The sequence below is a fragment of the Paracoccus spongiarum genome (genome assembly GCF_030732095.1).
Classification (GTDB): domain Bacteria; phylum Pseudomonadota; class Alphaproteobacteria; order Rhodobacterales; family Rhodobacteraceae; genus Paracoccus; species Paracoccus spongiarum.
Genome location: NZ_JAVAMQ010000060.1, coordinates 1 through 1,361, shown reverse-complemented (window position 1 = coordinate 1,361; position 1,361 = coordinate 1). Strand labels below are relative to the sequence as shown.

Here is a 1,361-nt window from a genome sequence, read left to right as displayed (position 1 = left end):
CGGCCAGCCCTGCCACCAGCCCGGAAGACCGGCGTTGGTGTCAAAACCGAGGGCGTCGAGCAGCGCGCCAAAAAACTCTTCAAATCGATCATCGCGCGCTCGCGCGCCCTCCTCCTCCTTTACTGGTTCCCTTAATGGTTCTCTTACAGGGTTAGTGTCCGGATTCCGGACACGGGAATCGCCATTTTCCGGACACGGCTTTGCCCGAAATCCGGACACGGCTCCGTGTGCAGATTCCGGACACGGGTTCACGGCATTGGCCGACACTGGACAGCTTTCGCCGTCAGGATCATTCTCTGAAAACCCGGGAAAATCGCCATGTCCGAATTCCGGAGACGGCTCGGATTCAGGGTCGTCGAACCCTTCCTCGAAGCCGAGAATGTAGCGGGTCGGTTGTTGGCGCTTTGTCACCGGATCGACGCTTGCACAGCGGCGGATCAGACCGGCCAGTTCCAGCTTGCGGAGATGGTCGTTCAGGGCGGACCGGCTGATCTCGCAATCCGCCGCCAGCCGCGCCTGAGTCGGAAAGCAGCCGAAATCGGGATTGTGCCGGTCGCAGAGATGCCAGAGGACGATCTTGGTCGAAGGCTTCAGCCCGCGCTGCAGGATGGCCCAGTTGGTCGCGAAATGGCTCATCCGGCTTTCCTCCGCAGTGCAGCGCTGGCGTTGTGTCGCTTGCGCGCGTTCATGGCCTGGACGCGCGTGGTGATGCCGTGATCGGCCAAGGCGCCCAGCGCGTCCTCGACCGAGCGCACCAGCGCCCAGCCAAAGCCCTGGGCTTTCACCATGTCGCGAAACGCCTTCTGCGCCGGGCTGAGACGGCCTGACGGGCTTTTCACTTCCAGAAACAGCACCTGACCGCCGGTCAGGACGATCAGATCGGCGAAGCCCGGAAACACGCCCATGCCGGTGAGGATCGCCTGGTGTTGGCGAGCGGCTTTGCCTCCTGCGCCCACCTCATTGGCGGAATGGTGGATGATGGCATCGCGGGGCAGAACGATGCGCAGGATGTGGACGATGGCGCGCTGAATGTCAGCCTCAGGGGTGCGGCGGGTCATGCGTCACCGCCTTTCGGTTTGCGGTTCGACACGGCGATCAGCAGACCGGCCAGAGCGAGTGCTTCGCGGCATTCTTGCGGGTCAGGACTGTGCGCAGCGATAGCGCGGCAGGCGAGGATGATCAGGCTGTCCGGGTGAGGGACGAAATCGGCGACAATGCCGCGCGCTTCTTCCAGGCGCTGGGCGGGCCAGTCGGCGGGGCAGGACGTGGCATCCGTACTGTTGCAATTCGCGTTGGATGCGGTGATCGGGGTCATGGCGTTCATTTCCGCCCCCGCGCCTTGTTGGCGGTCTTGTCCACGA

Annotated in this window: 3 protein-coding genes; all 3 read right to left on the bottom strand. The window is 63.5% G+C overall.

Annotation, left to right across the window (positions count from 1 at the left end; genetic code table 11):
* Positions 1-636 (bottom strand): helix-turn-helix domain-containing protein (locus tag Q5Y72_RS19660; RefSeq protein ID WP_305965075.1); only part of this gene is annotated, 636 nt, incomplete at its 3' end.
* On the bottom strand, positions 633-1,058 hold the full coding sequence (locus Q5Y72_RS19655) for a VRR-NUC domain-containing protein (protein ID WP_305965074.1): 426 nt from the start codon (positions 1,056-1,058) through the stop codon (positions 633-635). The genes Q5Y72_RS19660 and Q5Y72_RS19655, both read right to left, overlap by 4 nt.
* Positions 1,055-1,361 (bottom strand): hypothetical protein (locus Q5Y72_RS19650; RefSeq protein ID WP_305965073.1); only part of this gene is annotated, 307 nt, incomplete at its 5' end. The genes Q5Y72_RS19655 and Q5Y72_RS19650, both read right to left, overlap by 4 nt.